The organism is Paenibacillus sp. PAMC 26794, from assembly GCF_000316035.1.
Lineage (GTDB): Bacteria > Bacillota > Bacilli > Paenibacillales > Paenibacillaceae > Paenibacillus.
The window spans coordinates 91,851-112,176 of sequence record NZ_ANHX01000007.1 but is presented as its reverse complement, the minus strand read 5'-3'; the positions used below and the strand labels follow the sequence as shown (position 1 = coordinate 112,176).

General features: G+C 45.1%; 19 protein-coding genes. 5 read left to right on the top strand and 14 right to left on the bottom strand.

Annotation, left to right across the window (positions count from 1 at the left end):
* The first annotated feature begins 25 nt into the window (after positions 1–25).
* The gene (gene prli42, locus D829_RS33200) at positions 26–127 is read left to right on the top strand and encodes a stressosome-associated protein Prli42 (RefSeq protein ID WP_017687624.1); all 102 of its coding nucleotides are present in this window, start codon (positions 26–28) and stop codon (positions 125–127) included.
* A gap of 26 nt (positions 128–153) precedes the next feature.
* On the opposite strand, the gene lipB is transcribed toward prli42, so the two are convergent.
* The 5 genes from lipB to lpdA form a co-directional block, all read right to left on the bottom strand.
* Positions 154–864 carry a lipoyl(octanoyl) transferase LipB gene (lipB, locus tag D829_RS0104365; protein ID WP_193748449.1) on the bottom strand — a complete coding sequence of 237 codons (711 nt, stop codon included), beginning with the start codon at positions 862–864 and terminating at the stop codon, positions 154–156.
* Between the two features lie 108 nt (positions 865–972).
* Positions 973–2,418, bottom strand: a complete 1,446-nt coding sequence (locus D829_RS0104360; RefSeq protein WP_017687622.1) for a dihydrolipoamide acetyltransferase family protein — start codon at positions 2,416–2,418, stop codon at positions 973–975.
* Between the two features lie 47 nt (positions 2,419–2,465).
* The gene (locus D829_RS0104355) at positions 2,466–3,452 is read right to left on the bottom strand and encodes an alpha-ketoacid dehydrogenase subunit beta (protein WP_017687621.1); all 987 of its coding nucleotides are present in this window, start codon (positions 3,450–3,452) and stop codon (positions 2,466–2,468) included.
* A gap of 2 nt (positions 3,453–3,454) precedes the next feature.
* Positions 3,455–4,483, bottom strand: coding sequence for a thiamine pyrophosphate-dependent dehydrogenase E1 component subunit alpha (locus tag D829_RS0104350; RefSeq protein ID WP_017687620.1), 1,029 nt, complete (start codon positions 4,481–4,483; stop codon positions 3,455–3,457).
* Between the two features lie 139 nt (positions 4,484–4,622).
* Entirely contained in the window at positions 4,623–6,047 is a 1,425-nt protein-coding gene (gene lpdA / locus D829_RS0104345) for a dihydrolipoyl dehydrogenase (protein WP_017687619.1), read from the bottom strand.
* A 230-nt stretch (positions 6,048–6,277) separates the two neighbouring features.
* Between lpdA and D829_RS0104340 the strand changes: the two genes are divergently transcribed.
* Entirely contained in the window at positions 6,278–6,589 is a 312-nt protein-coding gene (locus D829_RS0104340; protein ID WP_036607881.1) for a DUF2627 domain-containing protein, read from the top strand.
* 63 nt (positions 6,590–6,652) lie between these two features.
* The gene (locus D829_RS0104335) at positions 6,653–7,000 is read left to right on the top strand and encodes a potassium channel family protein (protein WP_017687617.1); all 348 of its coding nucleotides are present in this window, start codon (positions 6,653–6,655) and stop codon (positions 6,998–7,000) included.
* Between the two features lie 8 nt (positions 7,001–7,008).
* Here D829_RS0104335 and D829_RS0104330 read toward each other — a convergent pair whose 3' ends face one another.
* Positions 7,009–7,221, bottom strand: a complete 213-nt coding sequence (locus tag D829_RS0104330) for a hypothetical protein (RefSeq protein WP_017687616.1) — start codon at positions 7,219–7,221, stop codon at positions 7,009–7,011.
* Between the two features lie 176 nt (positions 7,222–7,397).
* Here D829_RS0104330 and D829_RS0104325 point away from each other — a divergent pair, with 176 nt between their 5' ends.
* On the top strand, positions 7,398–7,997 hold the full coding sequence (locus D829_RS0104325) for a thymidine kinase (protein WP_017687615.1): 600 nt from the start codon (positions 7,398–7,400) through the stop codon (positions 7,995–7,997).
* A gap of 117 nt (positions 7,998–8,114) precedes the next feature.
* On the opposite strand, the gene D829_RS0104320 is transcribed toward D829_RS0104325, so the two are convergent.
* The 5 genes from D829_RS0104320 to D829_RS0104300 form a co-directional block, all read right to left on the bottom strand.
* Positions 8,115–8,591 carry a hypothetical protein gene (locus D829_RS0104320; protein WP_017687614.1) on the bottom strand — a complete coding sequence of 159 codons (477 nt, stop codon included), beginning with the start codon at positions 8,589–8,591 and terminating at the stop codon, positions 8,115–8,117.
* Between the two features lie 534 nt (positions 8,592–9,125).
* Positions 9,126–9,776: a hypothetical protein gene (locus D829_RS0104315; RefSeq protein ID WP_017687613.1), complete on the bottom strand. Its 651-nt coding sequence runs from the start codon at positions 9,774–9,776 to the stop codon at positions 9,126–9,128.
* A gap of 206 nt (positions 9,777–9,982) precedes the next feature.
* Positions 9,983–11,020 (bottom strand): NAD(P)/FAD-dependent oxidoreductase, encoded by a 1,038-nt coding sequence (locus D829_RS0104310; protein ID WP_017687612.1) that lies wholly within the window; start codon positions 11,018–11,020, stop codon positions 9,983–9,985.
* Between the two features lie 159 nt (positions 11,021–11,179).
* Entirely contained in the window at positions 11,180–13,153 is a 1,974-nt protein-coding gene (locus D829_RS0104305) for an AraC family transcriptional regulator (RefSeq protein WP_017687611.1), read from the bottom strand.
* Between the two features lie 195 nt (positions 13,154–13,348).
* Positions 13,349–15,310, bottom strand: a complete 1,962-nt coding sequence (locus tag D829_RS0104300) for an AraC family transcriptional regulator (protein WP_017687610.1) — start codon at positions 15,308–15,310, stop codon at positions 13,349–13,351.
* Between the two features lie 204 nt (positions 15,311–15,514).
* Here D829_RS0104300 and D829_RS0104295 point away from each other — a divergent pair, with 204 nt between their 5' ends.
* Complete coding sequence (locus tag D829_RS0104295) at positions 15,515–16,318, top strand: hypothetical protein (RefSeq protein WP_017687609.1); 804 nt, start codon at positions 15,515–15,517, stop codon at positions 16,316–16,318.
* A gap of 185 nt (positions 16,319–16,503) precedes the next feature.
* Here D829_RS0104295 and D829_RS0104290 read toward each other — a convergent pair whose 3' ends face one another.
* The 3 genes from D829_RS0104290 to spoIVB all read right to left on the bottom strand — a co-directional run bounded on the left by D829_RS0104290 (position 16,504) and on the right by spoIVB (position 20,224).
* Positions 16,504–17,460 (bottom strand): GGDEF domain-containing protein, encoded by a 957-nt coding sequence (locus D829_RS0104290; protein ID WP_017687608.1) that lies wholly within the window; start codon positions 17,458–17,460, stop codon positions 16,504–16,506.
* A 433-nt stretch (positions 17,461–17,893) separates the two neighbouring features.
* Positions 17,894–18,700, bottom strand: coding sequence for a sporulation transcription factor Spo0A (gene spo0A, locus D829_RS0104285; RefSeq protein ID WP_017687607.1), 807 nt, complete (start codon positions 18,698–18,700; stop codon positions 17,894–17,896).
* A gap of 195 nt (positions 18,701–18,895) precedes the next feature.
* Entirely contained in the window at positions 18,896–20,224 is a 1,329-nt protein-coding gene (gene spoIVB / locus D829_RS0104280; protein WP_017687606.1) for a SpoIVB peptidase, read from the bottom strand.
* Between the last annotated feature and the right edge of the window lie 102 nt (positions 20,225–20,326).

Below are 20,326 nucleotides of genomic sequence, written 5' to 3'. Positions count from 1 at the left end.
TTATGTTGAAAGGAGTTCTCTCATCATGCAAAAAAAGAAATGGTTCAAAATCATTATCTATCTCATGCTGATCGCCATGATCGGGTCCACCCTTTTCATAGCTCTCGAACCGTTGCTGTTCGGATAGCAACCTAAAGCCTTTCGACGGTCTGTTTACAGACGTTGAAGGGCTTCTTTTTCGGTGACCCAATTAATCTCATATGGAAAAATACGATTAAAGTATGGAACAATCTCCTGCGCTACCTGTTCCACTGCATAGGACTTACCCGTTATATCCTCCAATGAGGTAACGCCATACTGCTCAATCCCACAAGGAACAATCCCCTGAAAACCAGCATGTTGAATGCCTGAGCTGATGTTAAATGCAAATCCGTGACTGGTCACGAAACCGCGGCGGTGTTTGCAACGATTAAACTTGATTCCGATCGCAGCAATCTTCATATCGCCAATCCACACACCCGTGTAACCCTCTTTGCGTCCGGCTTCGATGCCCTGGTCTGCGAGATAATCCATAAGCACCTGCTCAAGTTTCCGTAAATAGCCGTGTAAATCCAGGTCTTCATCCCGACCAAGAACCAATAAAGGGTAGCCTACCAACTGGCCCGGACCATGATAAGTAATATCACCGCCACGGTCAATTTGAAACAATGAGATTCCTTGCTCACGCAACTCTTCCGGACTGAGAAGCAGATGCTCCGGATGATTTTGTGAGCCGATCGTATACGTTGGCGGGTGCTGTAAAAGCAACATTTGCTCCGCTCCCTCGCCCTCGTCCAATCGCTGCACAATCGCTTTCTGGCGGTTCCAAGCCTCTTCATAATCAAGCATCGGTATGTATGCAACATCCAACGGCTTGCTCATGATTCCCCACACCCTTCTGCTCCAGGTTCAATGTACAATTGAGCACATGTCCATAAACAGCAGGAAAAGTGCACGGCCTCCGGCACATACACTTTCCCGTCAACTATTTACTTAATACACCTTGCTCTCCATGGTATATCCTTCAAGGTTTTCTTTGACACGTTGCAAGAAACGTCCGCTGATTACACCATCCAGGATTCGGTGATCCAGCGACAGACACAGGTTAGCCATCGAGCGAACAGCGATCATATCATTAATAACCACTGGCTTCTTGACAATCGACTCAAATGTAAGAATTGCTGCCTGCGGGTAGTTAATGATTGGCTGGGACAGGATCGAACCAAATGAACCTGTGTTGTTCACCGTGAACGTACCACCTTGCATATGGTCCAGCTTTAACGTACCTTCACGTGTTTTGCGAGCCAGTTCATCCACTTCACGGGCCAGACCTGCAATATTTCGCTGATCAGCATGTTTGATTACGGGTGTAAGTACAGAATCTTCGGTTCCTACCGCCATGGACAAGTTAATGTCCCGTTTGACGATAATTTTGTCCACTGCCCATACCGAGTTCATGATTGGGTAGTCTTTAATCGCGTTAACGACTCCCTTCATCATGAAGGACAGATATGTCAGATTGATGCCTTCCTTACGCTTGAACTCATCCTTGAGTTTATTGCGCAGCATCACGAGATTTGTTACGTCCACTTCGATCATCGTCCATGCATGCGGGATTTCCGATACACTTTGACGCATATTCCGGGCAATGGCATTACGCACAGGGGTAACATCGATGAAATACTCCGATCTTCCCTGGCCGCCACCTTCCACTTCGATCTGGGGAATTTTCGGACTTTCGGTTAGATGAATGCCAGAATGCCTCACTGGAACACCTGCATCTCTTGCTGAGATCGCGTCTCTGGATGTTAAACCCATTTCTCCATTTCCACGATTCACTCCGCTGAATGGAGAAGCAGACGACAAGCCAGAAGGCGCATGCTGTAATGAAGCAGATGATGCTTGTGCAGACGATCCAGCCGCGTTACCTCCCTGTGCAACAAATGCCAGCACATCTTTGCGAGTAATACGACCACCGGTCCCAGTGCCTTGGATGCTTTGCAAGTTCAAGCCATGCTCTGCTGCCAAGGATTGCACTGCCGGGGAATACCGATTGCGCATCGGCTGGTTCGGGTCATGTGCTGCTGTATTTGAGGCGGCAACAGGAGTGTGGCTAGCATGTTGCTGCACTTGCTCCTGTTGCTGCGATACTTGTGTTACTTGCTCAGCCGCTTCTTCGTCAGAAGCTGCGACCTGCATGCGGCAGATTGCTTCACCAACAGCAATCGTTGTGCCCTCTTCAACCAAAAGGTCACCCATAATTCCATCCACAGTGGATGGAATCTCGGCATTAACTTTATCCGTGATTACTTCACAGATCGGCTCGTACTGTTCCACACGGTCGCCCGGTTTTTTCAACCATTTGCCTATGGTAGCCGAGACCAGCGATTCCGCCAATTGCGGCATAATGACCTCGATCCATTTCATACGTTCAGCCATTTGATTATCACTCCAAACTTTACTTTTAAACGATCCAAAAAACGAAATTAAAACTCTGCAAGTGTACGCATTGCTGCTTTGGCTTTGTCTTTGCTCAGCATGTAGAATTTCTCCAATGTTGGGCTAATTGGCATGGCCGGCACGTCAGGTCCGCAGAGACGCTGAATCGGTGCATCCAGTTCAAATAGACATTCCTCACTAATAATCGCGGCAACTTCAGCACCTACACCACCCGTTTTGTTATCTTCGTGTACGATCAACACCTTGCCTGTCAGACGAGCGGAAGCAATAATCGCTTCACGATCCAACGGTTGCAATGTGCGCAGATCCAGAACGTGTGCTGTAATGCCTTCTTCCCGTTCCAGCTCCTCAGCAGCCTGCATCACAAAATGCAATGGCTGACTGTAACCGATCACCGTAATATCCGCACCCTCACGAAGTACGTTGGCTTTACCAATCGGAACGATGTAATCATCTTCAGGCACATCTTCCTTGATAAGTTTGTAGCATTTTTTATTTTCAAAAAAGAGTACCGGGTCCGGGTCGCGAATAGCGGCCTTAAGCAGTCCCTTAGCATCGTATGCCGAGTAGGGAGCTATAATTTTCAGACCAGGTGTACCAAAGAAAATCGATTCCGGACATTGGGAGTGATACAACCCACCGAAGATCCCGCCACCAATCGGCGCACGGATAACAATCGGACAGCTCCAGTCATTGTTGGAACGATAGCGAATTTTCGCCGCTTCACTAATGATCTGGTTGGTTGCCGGTAACATGAAGTCCGAATATTGCATTTCGGCAATCGGCTTCATGCCATACATCGCTGCACCAATGGCAACACCTGCAATAGCGGATTCAGACAATGGTGTGTCCATCACTCGCATTTCGCCAAACTGATCTTGCAGCCCTTTAGTTGTGGTAAACACACCACCTTTGAGACCTACGTCTTCACCAAGGATAAAAACATTTTCATCCCGTTCCATCTCTTCTTTCATCGCGAGACGGATTGCATCAATATATTCCATCACTGCCATACTTACCGTCCCCCTTCTTCGCTGTCCGCATAAACGTGCGTCAGAGTGTCCTCAGGTTTAGGATATGGCGCGTTGTCTGCATATTCAGTTGCTTCTTTCATTTCCAGCGCAAGCTGGGAAGCCAGATCCGCATCCCGAGCTTCGTCCCAGATGCCACAATCGATCAAGTAGTTTTTCATGCGAGGAACGCCATCTTTCTTCCAGTTCTCCTCAACTTCCTCTTTGGTCCGGTAAGCCAGATCATTATCGGAGGTGGAATGAGGTGACAACCGATACATCATCGCTTCAATCAGTGTCGGGCCTTCCCCGGCTATAGCACGGCGACGCGCTTCCTTCACTGCAGCATATACTTCTAATGCATCGTTACCATCTACACGCAGTCCGGGGAACCCATATCCTTGTGCTCGATCGGATATTTTGCCGCTCAACTGTTTGTGAATCGGTACCGAAATTGCATATTGATTGTTCTCACACATAATAATGACAGGCAATTTATGCACACCTGCAAAGTTGGCTCCCTCGTGGAAGTCACCCTGATTGCTTGATCCTTCGCCAAACGTAACAAAAGAAACAAATTCTTGCTTCTTCATTTTGGCAGCCAGTGCAAATCCAACAGCGTGCGGAACCTGTGTTGTAACCGGGCTGGAACCCGTCACAATCCGCAGCTTTTTGTGACCGAAGTGACCGGGCATTTGCCGACCGCCACTATTCGGATCTTCTGCCTTCGCAAAAGCAGACAGCATCAACTCACGCGGAGTCATGCCTACCGCCAGTACAAAGCCGTAATCGCGGTAATAAGGTAAATAATAATCGTGATCCCGATCCAGACCAAAAGCAGCGCCTACTTGCGCAGCTTCCTGTCCTACACCGGATACGTGAAAGTTAATTTTGCCAGCCCGTTGCAAGAGCAAGCAACGCTCGTCAAACTTGCGCGCGAGCAGCATGTATTTGTACATATCCAATACTTCACCATCGCTAAGTCCCAGCTGTTGATGCCGGTGGACCGCGTCTGCAGTACCTTGTGAACTCATATGAGGTACCTCCTTTTAATCAGAGCCTGTGCCATACTTACTACCCGATCTTATAACCTGGTACTAAGACTTGGCTTAACCTTATTATAATCCCTTTTACCCAAAAAAGGAAAGGACCTTTCTCATAAGCTTGTTTGGCTTACATCCCAATGGCCTTTCCATCGACCGCCAACATGGCTTCACCCATAATTTCCGACAGAGAAGGGTGCGGATGAATGGTTTGTCCGACTTCCCAAGGTGTGGCATCCAGCATCTGAGCCAGAGAAGCCTCAGCGATTAATTCCGTCACATGGGTGCCAATCATATGTACCCCCAATATATCATTCGTCTTGGCATCTGCGATCACCTTCACGAATCCATCCCGACTTCCGTGAATAAGCGATTTTCCAATGGCCGAAAATGGGAACTTCCCTGTTTTAATGTCATAGCCACGTTCTTTGGCTTCACGCTCGGTGAATCCGATGCTTGCTGCTTCCGGACGTGTGTACACACAGCGCGGGATGCGGTGGGATTCTACGGCATGTACCGTTTCGCCCGCCAGATGATCGACAGCGAGAATACCTTCATGACTTGCGGCATGTGCAAGCTGCAAACCGCCAATGCAGTCACCAATGGCGTAGATGTGACCTTCACCGGTCTGTAACTGTTTGTTCACAGCGATGAACCCACGCTCCAGTTTGATATCTGTATTTTCGAGTCCGATATTTTCGACATTAGCTTGACGTCCAACCGACACGAGCATTTTCTCCGCTCTCAGCGTTTCCTGCTTATCTTCACCAAGCTGCACATCAATCTGGATGCCCTCTTGATCCGTGCTATATGTTTCCGTTAGAACGGTGGCACCTGTCAGGAAACGAACACCTCGTTTGCCGAGCAATCGCTGCATTTCTCTGGCAACATCCTCATCCTCGGCAGGCAACACATGAGCAGCTGCTTCTACTACTGTGATGTCTACGCCAAAGTCATTCAGCATGGATGCCCACTCCAGTCCAATCACACCCCCACCGACAATGATGAGTGATGCAGGAAGTTCATCCATACGCAGGGCTTCGTCGCTACTCATTATGAATTTTCCATCCGGTTCCAGGCCTGGCAGCACACGTGGACGGGAACCAGTGGCAATGATGAGATTGGTTGGAACTACCGTATCCATCTCTCCATCTTCAAACTCCACAGCGACTGCTCCGCTCTGCGGTGAGAAGATGGATGGTCCGATGACGCGACCTTTCGCGTGTACAACCTGGATTTTATTTTTTTTCATCAAATATTGAACGCCCTGATGGAGCTGTTCGACAATTGCATCCTTGCGCGCCTGTACTTTGGGAAATACAAGTGTAGCTCCAGCTGTCTCGATACCATACGTCTCGCTCTCCTGGATCTCGGCGTATACTTCCGCACTTTTCAGCAAAGCCTTACTCGGGATACAGCCACGATGCAGACAGGTACCGCCAAGCTTGTCCTTTTCAATGATAACGACCTGTTTTCCCAGCTGTGCAGCCCGGATCGCGGCTACATATCCACCGGTCCCTCCTCCAAGAATTGCAACATCACATGTAATTGGCATCTCTCATGCTCTCCTCTATGAATCAAATTTCGATATAATTTATGATGGCTTGAATCATGGTTTAGCTTATACCCTCTATATGCCATTGTACTCTCCTTGAGCGGTCAACTCAAAGTTTGAAGCAATCACACATGGACAGCCCATGCATTCCAAGCTATGATGGAAACAGGTATGATCTGTAAGCGTAACCTTTATTTAATGTCGACTTTGGCAGAAAGGGTATAATGCTCATGAATACAAGATTGGTCTTTGCGCGATTTTTGGCGATTGTTGTTCTGGTCATTCCCGGTTTAATGGCAATGAAGGGTTTTCTGATGATGAAAGATGCCCTGTTCCTATATTATGCCGAGCACGGGAACGAACTGATTTCACCAGGGTTCCAGTGGCTTTCCTTTGGCGGTGGACTTGTCCTTTTTGCCGCAGGTATGAGTTTTCTGGGAGGCTGGATCCTGTTCCGTGACCGCAAGCGTAATTATGTAGGTCCCCGTTTCCGGTCCAAAAGTGTACCTGAAAAAGCAGAGACGCCCGGAAGGACTCCATGAGTCCGGGCTTTTTGTGTGTTTATACAACACACCGCCTACTTTACATAGACAGGATGGTTCATCATGGTATCATTTCTAATCACGTTACAACGATTGCTCAAAGGCATTTTCCATGCGTTCAAAGACCCCAAGTTTCTGGCTTTGTTTACATTAACGGCAGCAACGTTGCTGTCAGGCACTTTATTTTACACTCGTGTTGAAGGTCTGCACTGGATCGATGCGTTATACTTCTGTGCGGTTACTCTGACTACGGTGGGACATCCTGAATTTGTGCCAACCACCGGATTCAGCAAAGCCTTTACCGTAATCTACATGTTTGCAGGCATTGGTCTCACCTTTGCCATGATTGCCCGAATTACAGCAGGTATTCTATTCCCTCGCAAATTAAAGACAGAAGAGGACCCGGAGTAATCTCCGGGTCATTCGTATAAGGCATCCCGCAGTTTGGTAGACATACGCGATTCTTTGGAAGAAGACTTCAAGATCGTTCTACGCAAGGCAAGGTTACTTGCCTGCAGTCTCTCCGCTTCTGCGAACAGTTCTGCAAATAACGACTGCGCCGCTTCATCCAGGGATGCCTGCTCTTTCAGGCTTTCATATCGCTCTTGAAGTGATGTTAATGCTTCACTCATACTAAACACCTCTTTTCACAACTCCTGTTAACTAGCTGCCGTAACCAATACCTTAACAATCCATATAGTAACACAAAGCTGCGCAGATTAGTTCTGGCTCTTTCCAAAGATTTTGTGGTACTCTGTAAAGGTCGCTTTTTTTGTTGAATCCCGTATGTGAGAGGAGTAGCAGCACCGTGCAAACAGGACGTATTACCGTAATTACTGGACCCATGTTCAGTGAAAAATCCGGTGAACTCATTCGCCGTTGTCAGAAATTAATACAATTTGGCCGTAAAAAGGTTGTGGCCTACAAACCAGCCGAGGATAATCGGTTTGCCCAGGACGAGATCGTAAGCCGAATTGGTTATCGACTCCCTGCCCATTCCATCCCCCGGCAATTAACCCCGGAATCCGTAGAAATGATCTTGAACCAAACCATAGATGCTGATGTTGTTGCATTTGATGAAGTACAATTTTTCAGCAGTGCCATTATGGAACTTGTCTCGGAGTTAGCGTATTGTGGCAAACATGTCATTGTGGACGGACTTAATATGGATTACCGTGGTAAGGAATTCGGATATGTCGGTGGTTTGCTTGCCATGGCAGATGACATTGAGAAACTCTCGGCTTTCTGCGCGGTATGTGGCAGCCCGGATGCAGCCTTTACGCAACGTATCGTCAATGGGGAGCCTGTTACCTTGGGTCCGGTTGTCATGATTGGCGATTCAGAAGCTTACGAGCCACGCTGTCGTTGCTGCTTCATTCCTCCTCACAAAGTTGAATGCTCATCATAATTCCTAAAAGATCTTAGATATCTTCCAAAAAGGCCCCTTGGGGCTTTTTTTGTTATAGAGCAAACATTCGCACAAAAAAGCACCGCTTCGCAGCGATGCTTCCAGAGTCACTTCCCGCTAGTCCCGGGAAACAAAATATTTGTTGGTCATGTAGTAAGCGTCACCACGCGACGTTTCCACCATTCCTTTTTTGGCATCCAAAAATACAATCTCTTTACACTTTGTACAGTACCATTTTGTGCGCTTGTATGGGGATTCCGTCACATAAGCCGTGCCACATTTACAATCAATCTTCATTAATAACTCGGTTGATTTATAAGCACTGGACAAGCGTTCCAGGTTATCCTGCTGCTGTGTAGGCATAATGGTCTGCTGATAATCCGATAAATGATTTTGAACCTTGAAGTCTGCTACCAATCCTGCATTCAATCCAAAAAACTCCTTGCCGATTTCGGTCACGAAGCGCTTCTCATTTCTGTAGCAATCCAGCCACTCAATAATCTGCTTATTAGACAGTGGAACCGTACCCTTGATACCGCTGTTTAAGGTGTAGGTCATGATGTATAAAGTATCGTCTTGTCTACCTGAGTACATTAGAATCCTCCTTCGAATACATTTGCTAATGTACTACAAAAACGCGCATAAATCAAAAAATTCTTATTTCCTGAGCGCATCTCTTCTTATTAAATGGGAAACATTCCACGTTCATCCGCCAAAGACTTACAAGAACTGCATACACCTGAAACATTTCCCTGTGGGGCCGCATAATGCACGACCGATTTAACGTTTTTCTTGCATATGGAACAGTAGTGCCTCCTTTCCTTTTTTGGGATATAGTCCGATAACTTAACCACGTTTTTGTTCGGTCGGAATCGTTGTAAGAAGCCCGGCCATTTCATCTCGCTTCACTCTTTCTTTTTCGTCTACTTCGTAGTCATTTTTTTGCTCTGGGCTAAAAATCATCTCGCCTTTTTTTATGTATACGATTCCAAGTTGTGCGTGCCTATCTCATAATCTATTCGACGTTTTGAGCGTTTTTCCTGTTTTTAATCTCTACACATATAAAAAAAACCGACAGAACCTGCTCTCCTTATTTTCGGAAGAACAGTATTTTAGTCGGTTCCAGCCTTATTTATAAAAAGTTCCCAGAACGTCCAGCTCTGATGAGCGCTCAATTCGAAATGGATAGATATAACCCTGATTCATTCGGGTAAATTTGCGACTCCACAGATCCAGTCCCGATGTGAACTGATAGGCCTGATATATAAACTTAGAGCAGTAATTGCGCTCAATACTGCGCAGATTGGTCTGCAAACGGTAGAATTTCACCTGCTTGTAATGGTCATGTACCCACCCGGCTGCTTTCATTCCTGCCTCATTCAATCTGGAACGGAATACAATGAAGCGATCTCCTTCATAAAACCGCGTGAGATACCACTCTAATGAATCAGCAAATACAGGCCCATAAGGGTGCACATGATACACCTTGCCGTCGAGACCAATAATGCCCATATGCCCGGCGTAATACGTAGATTCCGAGCTTGGCGTGTACACAATATCCCCTGGCTCTAGCTTCATTTCGCCCAACGCGTTAATAGGTAAGTCCTGATGCAGCCGTTTGGCTGCTGAACGTTCACGCCGCCCTTCAACCAACAAGCGATGAAGCGCACCAGCAAGTGCGAGATACATTTCAGACCATTTGATCTTTTTTTTATCAGATCGTTTGAACCACCGCTGGATGAAGGTGAAACCTCGTTGTGGCTGTGACCCCTTTTTCATACGCTGCACTCCACTCTGATCTAGTTATTGTATCTTGATGTTATTCTAATGTTTCTCAGGCTAATTATAGACATTTGGTAGTGTATATTCAATTCGATAGCCGTTGTGTCTGGTGAAATTATGCCTTTACAATACCCATTTTATGCAAAAAAAGATGACTTCGGAATGAACCCAAAGTCATCTTAATCGTATGCAAATGCATACCTTTATTCTTCTACAACGCCAAGAGCTTTATTTTTCTCCTTAAAGCGACTGTTATGGGAAGAAACATAAGCCACTTTCTCCGCTTCAGGGTCCATGTAAAGCTTCGCACTGTTTACCGCGAGGGCTGCATCAGTGAAAGTACCAGCAATCAGGTACAGTTTGCTACCATAATCTACAAAATCACCTGCGGCAAAAACACCAGGAATATTGGTTTGCAATCTCTCCGTTGTAGTGACATGCCATTCGCCAAGATCAAGTCCCCAATCCCGGATTGGACCAAAGTCACTCTTCATGCCATGGTTTACAATGACAGCATCGACTTCAAGCAGTTCAGTTTCACCAGTGTCCACGTGTGAGATGGTCACCTGTTCAATCACATCACCACTCATACTATGCAGTGTCTCTACCGCATATGGTGTACGGACATCTACAGAGGATTCTCTCATACGCAGTACATTACGCTCCAACCCGCCAAAGCGGTCACGACGATGCACAACCGTAACTTGCTCTGCCAGTGCTTCCAGTTCATTCGCCCAGTCTACAGCAGAGTCGCCTCCACCCGAGATCAACACGCGTTTACCACGGAATGGCTCTAGTTCCTGCACGGTATAGTGCAGATTGCTAACCTCATAGCGGTCTGCACCTTCAAGCTCCAGCTTGGCCATTTTATATATACCATATCCGATTGCCATAATGACGGTACGTGTCCAGTGTTGTTCACCTGTTGCAGAAGTTAACAGAATCGTGCCATCAGGTTGACGCTCGAATCCTTCGATCTGTTGTTCAAATACGAGGGTTGGCTCAAAAGTCCTTGCCTGTTCTTCCAATTGTTTGATCAGATCTTCACACAGAATTGGCGTCACACCCCCGACATCCCAGATCATTTTCTCCGGATAAAAGAGCATGCGACCTCCCAATCTGTCACGTGCCTCAATCAACTTGGTCTTCATATCCCGCATGCCGCTATAAAAGGCAGAGTACATGCCCGCAGGGCCACCGCCGATAATGGTTACATCATAAAGTTCCAACTGCTGATTCATATTAAAAATACCTCCGTTAATTCGATCCAGAACATCGAGTATTTGATATCGATTATCATTATCACTTAAATCCTAGTGTAATGGTAATCTTATCAAAATACAATGGCTAAAAAACAAACATTTCTTGTACAAAAATTCTACGAACAAATCCGCTCTTTACTATTGCGCTCTTGGAGCCGCCATCAGCTTTTCAACGACAAAATCAAGTTGTTTATTAATTGAATAGATATCCGAATAATAGAAGAAATCGAAATCAATCTCAATCAGACGACCTTCCTTGATCGCTGGGATACTGCTCCATATTGGATTATCTGTCAAGTTATCTGCCCCTTCATATACCGAGCGAAACACATAGTCTCCGATATATTCAGGAAGGACTTCCATGGAGATCGTAGAGCCAGCCGCGTCCGAAACCACGTCGATTTTTTTCTGTACGACTTCAGGTGCTTTCATTCCCAAGTACTCATATACCGCCTGAGATCCACGGCCAAATTGTTTGCTCTCTACAATAACCATACCTTTCAAACCGCCCTCCACAATGGAGATTGTTTTGTCCAGTATGCCTGCATCTGCAAGAGATTTCTTACTCTCTTCGACTTTATTGTTGAGATTGGTGATTAACGTCTCGGCTTCCTTCTCTTTGCCAAAGATACTTGCTATATCATGAAGTCTCTCTTCTGTAGTCAGTTTCTCATACGGAATATATACCGTAGGTGCAATATCTTTTAATAACGTATACGTCTCTTCTGAAGGAACAATGATCAGATCTGGATCAAGATCAATGACAGCTTCAGGATTCGGTTCAAACCAGGTCCCCAATGCGTTTACACCCTCTAGCTCACTCTTGTATGCAGCTCCGTCATATACATCTGAGGTAGCGATTGGCTTAACTCCAAGTGCGACGACATCCCCCTGGAGATACAATACAACAACCCGTTTCGGATTAGCTGGAACAACTACGTCACCCTTAACTGTTGAGACCGTACGTGTTTCATTGTCTTTGTTCGTCTGACTTCCCGCGTCCGTGGACACTGCCGTACTGCTGTTATTGGAACTGGCACCCGTTCCTTCGCCAGCTGCTGGTGTTGTTGCTGTACCTGAAGAGCAGGCTGCGAGGAGCATCGTTATGCTCAATAATGCAACCATAATCATACTGGAACTTGTTTTTCTTCTTTTCATTAGTGTAGACCCTCCGTCTATATATTGATAATGATTATCATAATCAATATATCCCGACTTCCATCTTCGGCCAATGGACGATTCAGAGATTACCAATGGACGATCCTCTGTTCTCACTTCTTCTCTTATCTTTCGTTGATACTGTATCGGAGATATCCCCACATGTTTTTTGAAGATACGACTAAAATAATACACATCCGAATATCCTACTTCTGCTGCAATTTCACTCAGCGTTGCATCAGATCGCAAAAGCAGATTGCGAGCCTTAGCGATTCGAGTCTGAATTAAATAATCAATAGGACTGTAACCCGTCTGTCGTTTGAATTGCATGGATAAATGTCGGGAGCTGTAGTTGAACTGTTCAGCCAGGAAATCAAGCGTGACCTGTTCCCTATAATGATTCTGTATATAACGAAGTGTTTGTTTCACCGGGTCAGCAAGCTCTGTTTTGATCTCCTGCTCTTCCAACTGAACCATCATTTCATGAATGAATTGGTAAAATAAACTTTTTGTATGAAGCAGATCCAAACTGCCAGATTGTATCCATGCACCCTCGAGCTCATCAAGGTAACGTAACAGCCCCAGCGGACTACTCGGTGCAAATCCATATTGCAAAGAGAATGGTGTAACTTCCGGCTGTGCCAATAACCACTTTTTACGATAACCAGGAAAGGCAAGAAATGCTCTGTAATAGAGCAGAATATATTCGAAATCTTCGTTGGTTTGTATATCCAGTGAAGATCCTTTGGCCCCATGAAGCATGTAGAACCGCTCTGCCTTGTATGTTTGTCCATCTAACTGAAGCACACCCGATCCTCGAATCGTATATATAAAACCATTTGCCGGAAGTGTGTAGGAACTCAGTTGTGCCCCTGCCTCCATAACGATTCGGCGTATATCCAGAACCTTAACAGCGGCATGATTCCAGCATTTCATCTGTTCGTCTAATTGCATCGAATACTCTCCAATCCCAGCACACCCGTAACAAAGACCTTACAAGGTAAAGGTCATCATTCTGCCGCAAATCCTTATAACATATGCGTAGCAGAGGTTCACTAATATTCCTTTTATTATAGATGATAATAATTTTCATTATCAACTGAAATTTAGAGTGGAATTGGATTTCATCTCATCCATCACTTGTTAGACTTATTTTGGTTCAGAGATCTTCGTAAACCACGCGGCCAATTCCTCTGTTTGATCCAATGTTGCAATCGGGTCAAAGTACCATGAACGATCCGGGCTCCAGATAAACACACGATCATTTTTAACCGCATCCAGTGAACTCCAGACCGGTTTCGATTTCAACTCTTCCAGGGTCAGATTGTCCGCTGTTAGAATAATGTAATCTCTGGCAAACTCAGGAATCGCTTCCGATGAAACTTCAACCAGTTGGTCCTTCATTAAAATCTCTTTTTTATCTGCAGGAGGATTCAAGCCAAGCGCGCTGTAGACTGCCTGACCTCCCCGACCAAAATTATCACCAAAGGCCAACGGTCCTTTATCATAAAACTGCATGACCGACACCTCGGCTGCTGGATCAATCGCCTCACCAACACGTTTCTTGGCATCTGCAATTCTTGCGTCATAATCAGCTAACCATGCCTCGGATTCTTTTTCTTTATTCAGCACTTCTCCAAAGTAGGCAATCTCTTCATGGGTGTTTTTCAATTCGCCATATGGAACAACCAGGGTAGGTGCAATTTTGCTAAAGGAATCAAATAAATCAGGATTACCTGTCACAATGAGATCCGGTTCAAGTTCCAACACCTTTTCGAGAGAAATGGTTTCATATTCACCAATATTTTGCACACCCTCAAGTGATTCGATAAAATAAGGATTCTTGAGGTTCATCTCGGGTGTACCCACAGGTTTGATCCCCAGGGCGATCAGACTTCCCAGATACAAGTCAACCACAATCCGTTTAGGTTCAGCCGGGATTGTAATATCTCCCTTAACCGTTGAGACTGTGCGGGGTTCCGATGATTTGCTTTGATTCTCCGCTGTTACTGTCTTCGTGGAACTTGACGTATTATTGCTTCCGGATGCATCCCCGCTTGAATTACTGGCAACACCTGTTGAGCAGGCACTTAGCAGTAACGTAAGACTTAATAAAATACTAAGCAGCATTCCCGTTCTTGTCTGTCTGTTCATATTGTTTGACCCTCCATGCTTATATTGATAATGATTATCACCATCAGTATAAACATACCTTCCACTTCCACCTCTGAAAATGTCATTTCGCGCCACACCTGATGTCAGATCAGGCCAATATAGGGGGGCTGAGGTCTTTTCTTTAAATTGCAGAGGAGAAAGACCTGTATGTTTCTTGAACATACGTCCCAAATAATATCCATCCGGATAACCGATTCCTACAGCGATCTCATCCAACGTGGCATCCGTTTGCAGCAACATCTCTTTGGCTTTGAACAAACGAAACTGAATCAAATAATCGATGGGACTGGTTCCAGTCGACTGCTTGAACTTGCGTGACAAACTTCTTGGGCTGGAGCCGATCATTTCTGCCAAAGCATGCAGCGTAAGCGGCTCGGTGTATGAAGACTCTATAATTTCAATGACTTCGCTGACCTGATCCACAATACTCGGATAGCGATTGGATACACGAGGAATCTGTGATGAGACCTGCTCCACAAATGCATAGAACAAACTCTTGGCCTGAAAGTGCTGAATAGGGTTCTTTTGATCCCACAAAAAGTGCATCTTTTTCAATTGCTCATATAGAATGGTTGGCGTATCGGGGGTAAAGCCATAGTTCATTTGGAACGGATTGATTCGCTCCATTAACCTTCCCAGATCGTTTCTTCCTCCACTAGGCAGGTTTGCTTTGTACATCAAGTAATATAAGCGTAATCCGGATTCGCCTGCTTGAATCACCAACTTACTCCCTTTTCCCCCATGGAAAACATAAAAGCGACTCACTTCATACGTTTGATTGTCAATCGTAACTCCAGCGTCACCCTGAATGGTGAGTACAAAGGTACTTGTCGGAAATTTGTATTTCATCTCTTCATATGCCTCTAATTCCATGTAACGGATATCTGTTATACTCACCGCAGCATAGTTCCAGAGGATATAATAATCATTCCACATTTTGCTAACCCATCTCCGTATACATAGTTTGTGTCTGTACTCTACTCACTTATTGATAACCATTATCAATTATTATGATAAAGTACGCAATACAACCGATGTAAATGAATCATTTAGAAGAAAAAAGAGCTATTCAAATCCTTCTCTTAACATCCGATATATGTAAATAGAACCATGATAAAGAGTAGAAGGAGAACAGAGGATATGAATTCAATCTCATCTGCAACCAAAAGCAGTTTCACTCCCGGGAATCAAGTCTCCAGTCGGGATAAAGAAATTCAGGGACTCATGCAGCAGAAGATCCGGCTCAATGAAGAAATGCAAGGTGTAAAAACCAATGACGAGTTGGATACCAAAACCAAAGCTCAGCGAATCAAATCCCTAACAAGCTCCATTTCCCAGATCGACAGTCAGATTGCCCAAATTAAAGCTGAAGAATTGCAAGAAAAGAACAAATTAAGACAGCCCGAAAAGGCTCAACAGCAACAACCCAAACCAACCGACGAGGCACAAGCCCCTTCACTGGATCATCTAATTAAACATAGTCAGACTTATGATCAATTGGGTAAGCTGGTCGGTTTGCGGGATCGCATGCAGGGCTCCATTCAGACTACCGAAGGAGAGACCCGCTTCGACCGACTTGTTCTGGAGATCAATGCAGACAAAGATATAGGCAAATCAATGATGCTGGAAAACTCAGAGCGCACTGTCTTTCAGGCAAAGCGAGAGGTTGTTCAGGACATCAACTCCCAGTTAAACAAGGTCAATCAGAAGATTGGGGAACTGGTGGAAGAGATCCATCAGCCCGCACCTAAAAAGGGAGTACAACCACCTATCTCTGCAACATCTGGAGAAGAAGATCAGGAAGTAAATGAAGGAAAGAAAACGGGAAGTAAGGAGCACCCATCAGATGGCGGAACCACAGATCAGGAATCAGGAAATGGTCCGCAAACTACGGCTTCTACATCTCCTGCTGCTTCATATCCATCCGTCGATATTCGAATCTGAGTACCCTTTGCTCTAACATACTTATATGTATACATAATGAGGTTGAAGTGTTTTCGCAACACAGCACTTGACTCGCATCACATAATAGATAAACCGCTATTACAGGTGACTAACTCCTGATAAGTAGCGGTTTTTCTTGTATCTTTAACGTTAGTAGTTGTAGCTACTATGAGTATTTCTTATCTCTAGCACAGAGTACTGGCGGTATCATTTGCACAGATGATACTGCCAGCAATCGCTTTACAAACTTTTTTGATGCGTGTGGCCTCATCAATTATCTGATCTATGTTTTCATATTTTCGCTTGCTATTGGTTACAACGGCGATGGATACCGACACAAGAGGAATGGGCCGATTTAGCCCGGAACGTCCTTCCCCCAGAACATATTGATGATGCCAATCATGTTCGTTGTAAAATGTCTTTTTCATTTTCTCAAAACCTGAGATGACTTCCTCACTAATATGTTTGTAATCATGGTGATTCAGGATTGTAATAAAATCATCACCACCGATATGTCCAAGAAAGGCTTCAGGGAGAACAAATAGCTTGCGAAGCAAGTTAGCTGTCGCCTGAATAAGCTGATCCCCCATTTTGAAGCCGTAGCTATCATTGTAGGATTTGAATTGATCGAGATCAACGTACAGTACGCTAAAATGGTCCATCTGAAGAGCCTGAGACAGCCTTTCATCTATGATATGATTACCTGGAAGACCAGTCAGCGGGTTCATAAAAATCGCCATTTCAGCCCGTACATCAGCAACTGCGAGTAGCAAACGTCGAATACTCACAGCTCCAAAGAAACTTTCCACTGACGTGACCAACACAAGATCATATATTTCCCCTTCATCTCGGTCCATGGCTAGAACACTGACATCTGTAATCTGTTCCGAATAATCCACGACCAGTGCCTGCGTGTTCATTACCAGTTCTACAGGACGTCCCATATACAGATTATAGCCATACTGGGTGCCAATCTGCTGAAAGAATCGGGGCCGCATCATTAATGACACCCCCTTCTCCCCCATAACAGCTATACCTTCCAGACTAGGATTGGACTTGAAAAGATGATAGACGATATCACATTTTGTATCAGATTGTACTACAGGAATTGGTTCAGCAATCTCGCCTATTTGCGTAAACATACTATTCTACTCCTCTGTTCGTAGCATCTAATCCGAACTTTTCAAATATATATGTAGGTCTTTGTCAATGGTCACATCGTACCACTTTCTACTTGAAAAAGCGTTAACTGAGGGTAAAAGTTTATGAAAGATAATTTTTATCTGAATTTTGCTATAGGGAGCTTACTTTAATACTTGATCTCAAAATTCAGAAACAATCATGCAAAACTAAATTTCATCATCATGTTCTGTGTTATTTCGTTATGCAAAAATACCGTCATTTACTGGATATCTTTAATCCAATAAATGACGGTATTCGTTGGCATAATTCACAGAAGTTTATGGACCTGAAATGAACGAATTCAGATATAGACCGCCAAAAACCATTTGGCTAGAATCTAAGAATCTAATCTGAATCCAAACTATACTTGCCAGCTCACTACTCCTGACCCTTTCAGCTTACCTTGTGCTCAATTCTCAGCTTGTCAGCAACCATCGCGATGAACTCGCTATTTGTTGGCTTAGACTTGCTGATGTTGATCGTGTAGCCAAACAAGTGGCTGATGCTGTCGATGTTACCACGAGTCCATGCCACTTCAATCGCATGCCGGATGGCACGTTCGACGCGGGACGGCGTGGTTTTGAATTTTTCGGCAATCGCCGGATACAGTGTTTTGGTGATGGCTCCCAAAATTTCGATATTGTTATACACCATCGTAATCGCTTCGCGCAAATACTGATATCCTTTAATATGCGCAGGAACGCCGATTTCATGTATGATGGACGTAATATTTGCATCCAGATTTTTGTGTTTGCCCATTGGCACAACATTGGATTTCATGAACATGGATGATCCACTGCTTGTGGACATCGCGGTCTGTGTTCCCACCAGTTGACGCACACGATTCGCAAGCACTTCCATGTCAAACGGCTTGAGAATGTAATAAGAAGCTCCGAGTTGCACGGCACGCTGTGTGATATTCTCTTGTCCGAATGCCGTAAGCATAATGACTTTAGGCTGTGGAGACAGGTTCAGGTCGCGCAAGCGCTCAAGCACACCCAGTCCGTCCAGGTGAGGCATGATAATATCCAGAATCAATACATCCGGCACATCGCGAGTTTGCTCCAGCAATTGCAGTACTTCTTCTCCATTGTATGCAATACCGGTTACTTCCATATCTTCCTGCTCAGATATATATTCGGCAAGCAAATTCGTAAATTCACGATTATCATCGGCCAGCAATACCTCAATTTTTTGCAAAACGGTATCCTCCTTTAAATTAAACATCGTTTCGTACATTTCCTTACACGTTTAATTTTCGACACAGCGAGTTAAATTCCTCCTGTCGAAAATTATTTTTCTTTATTTTTTTTTCTTGATCCTATATAATAAATAATTTATTTCATTATCCGATATATTATGTTTGCTTTCGACAAAAAAGAACCTCAGGGCTGTTTAACCAGCCTTGAGGTTCTTATCGTTTTCCTTTTTCATCATAACGCCAGCATCTTGTAACATCCATTCAATGAAGCAACCGTAACCCGATTTTGGATCATTCACGAATACATGAGTAACTGCACCGATCAACTTACCATTTTGTACAATGGGGCTGCCACTCATCCCTTGAACGATACCTCCGGTCTTATCCAGCAGTTTCGGGTCCGTAATTCGAAGTACCAGACCTTTTGTTGCTGGTTCAGTTTGATCTGCCACATGAACAATGTCAATGGAGAAGCGTTCAACTTGTTGACCGTCAACCACGGTAAGTATTTCGGCCGGTCCTTCCTTTACTTCATGAGAAAAAGCGACGGGAATGCCTTTCGAATACAAACTGTGCTCAGGATTTCCGGACATTTTACCAAAGATGCCAAAAGCCGTATTACGTTCAATATTGCCCAAAATTTTGCTTTCCTTGAGGAAATGAGCACGTTTTTCACCCGGATCACCGGTCTCGCTTTTAGAAATGGACGTCACATTGGATTGAACGATCTGACCACTACCTACAACAATAGTTGTTTGTGTGTTCATATCTGTAATGACATGGCCCAGTGCGCCGTATACGCCCTGATCGGGAGCATAGAAGGTAAGTGTGCCCACACCGGCTGCGGAATCACGAATGTACAATCCAAGCCTCCACGCTTGATCCTCGGAGTCATAGGCCGGAGTTAATCGTGTCTTCACCGTTTCCTTACCACGTTTTAACACAACATCAATACCTTTTTTACTTTTACCTGCGAGTTCAACGGCTTCGGAGACACCTGCCACGCCATCAAGACGTTTACCATCCATATGCGTAATCAGATCTCCCAGCTTAATGCCCGCTGTTTCTCCGGGCGATACACGCTCATCCTGACCGGTACGGACCAGATGATGTCCAACCACCAGAATGCCTGCCGATTTAACCTTGACGCCAATGGTTTGTCCCCCGGGTACAACACGCAAATCCGGAATCACATTCACATGGACTGTTTTGACCGGAATTTTACCCCACAACTTCAACGTTAATTTGGCATGTCCCGTCTGTTGAGGGTGAAGATGCAAAGGTTGTTGCCTTGTAACATGCATCGCTGCCTGATCATCCAAACCAACGATATCAGGACGATCTACAACGGCGCTTGAAGCAGCAGGAACAGCGAGCCGGACATCCGCTTGCCTGCCAGCAAACACCTGCAATTCATCCGGCAGTGAAGCATAACTTTGCACAGGCTGAATGGCCTGGCTAATCACACAAAGAAAGAAGGCAAATAAAAGACCTAGCAATTTCTTCCTGAGGGGGGAATTCAATGGCTGTCACACTCCCTTTGCTTCTTTCGCTTGACGAAAGGTGGTCGCCAATTGCGTACCTATAAGATAACCTCGCCCCCAGGCTTTTATTACTGTCAATCA

What these genes read in the sequence shown, in the direction of transcription:
- prli42 (WP_017687624.1), top strand. Translation starts at nt 26, where the DNA reads ATGCAAAAAAAGAAATGGTTCAAAATCATTATCTATCTCATGCTGATC.
- D829_RS0104360 (WP_017687622.1), bottom strand. Translation starts at nt 2,418, where the DNA reads ATGGCTGAACGTATGAAATGGATCGAGGTCATTATGCCGCAATTGGCG.
- D829_RS0104355 (WP_017687621.1), bottom strand. Translation starts at nt 3,452, where the DNA reads ATGGCAGTGATGGAATATATTGATGCAATCCGTCTCGCGATGAAAGAA.
- D829_RS0104350 (WP_017687620.1), bottom strand. Translation starts at nt 4,483, where the DNA reads ATGAGTTCACAAGGTACTGCAGACGCGGTCCACCGGCATCAACAGCTG.
- lpdA (WP_017687619.1), bottom strand. Translation starts at nt 6,047, where the DNA reads ATGCCAATTACATGTGATGTTGCAATTCTTGGAGGAGGGACCGGTGGA.
- D829_RS0104340 (WP_036607881.1), top strand. Translation starts at nt 6,278, where the DNA reads ATGAATACAAGATTGGTCTTTGCGCGATTTTTGGCGATTGTTGTTCTG.
- D829_RS0104335 (WP_017687617.1), top strand. Translation starts at nt 6,653, where the DNA reads ATGGTATCATTTCTAATCACGTTACAACGATTGCTCAAAGGCATTTTC.
- D829_RS0104330 (WP_017687616.1), bottom strand. Translation starts at nt 7,221, where the DNA reads ATGAGTGAAGCATTAACATCACTTCAAGAGCGATATGAAAGCCTGAAA.
- D829_RS0104320 (WP_017687614.1), bottom strand. Translation starts at nt 8,591, where the DNA reads ATGTACTCAGGTAGACAAGACGATACTTTATACATCATGACCTACACC.
- D829_RS0104315 (WP_017687613.1), bottom strand. Translation starts at nt 9,776, where the DNA reads ATGAAAAAGGGGTCACAGCCACAACGAGGTTTCACCTTCATCCAGCGG.
- D829_RS0104310 (WP_017687612.1), bottom strand. Translation starts at nt 11,020, where the DNA reads ATGAATCAGCAGTTGGAACTTTATGATGTAACCATTATCGGCGGTGGC.
- D829_RS0104305 (WP_017687611.1), bottom strand. Translation starts at nt 13,153, where the DNA reads ATGCAATTAGACGAACAGATGAAATGCTGGAATCATGCCGCTGTTAAG.
- D829_RS0104300 (WP_017687610.1), bottom strand. Translation starts at nt 15,310, where the DNA reads ATGTGGAATGATTATTATATCCTCTGGAACTATGCTGCGGTGAGTATA.
- D829_RS0104295 (WP_017687609.1), top strand. Translation starts at nt 15,515, where the DNA reads ATGAATTCAATCTCATCTGCAACCAAAAGCAGTTTCACTCCCGGGAAT.
- D829_RS0104290 (WP_017687608.1), bottom strand. Translation starts at nt 17,460, where the DNA reads ATGTTTACGCAAATAGGCGAGATTGCTGAACCAATTCCTGTAGTACAA.